At 39.0% G+C, this 400-nt stretch carries 1 protein-coding gene; it reads left to right on the top strand.

Annotated features, from left to right (window positions below; all coding sequences use genetic code 11):
- Nucleotides 1-215: 215 nt before the first annotated feature.
- Nucleotides 216-400: succinate dehydrogenase, cytochrome b556 subunit (sdhC, locus tag ACTHSP_RS22410; RefSeq protein WP_440347060.1), on the top strand; the 185-nt coding region annotated here is incomplete at its 3' end.

Genomic DNA, 400 nt, shown 5'->3' with positions numbered 1-400 from the left:
GCTTAATTGCAGGAAAGTAACAAAAAAGGCTAGCCACGCAAAAAAAAATCTAAGAATGATTGTTTGATTTTATTAGTCTTTTGGTAAAAATCATTAGAGCATTCATAAATTGCACTGTTCAAAATGAGATAAAACAGGTAAATTATGGTTTATGTAGCTTATTGTAGTGCTGAGCTATAGGTTTTGAGCTGATAATAAATCTAGAGGAACTGACCATGTCCGCCAAATCACGCCCGGTATTTTTGGAAATTCCGAATATCCGATTGCCCATACCGGGGATTGTATCTATTCTTCACCGTATCAGCGGCGTCGGCTTGTTTGTGATGCTGCCTGTTCTCTTGTATTTCTTCTCTGGAACGCTGGATCGCGAAGCGTCGTTTGAAGCATATCGTTCTGCTAT

It is taken from the genome of Neisseria sp. P0001.S005, assembly GCF_051963715.1.
The sequence above is the reverse complement of the archived record's forward strand: the minus strand, read 5'-3'. Positions and strand labels throughout refer to the sequence as shown.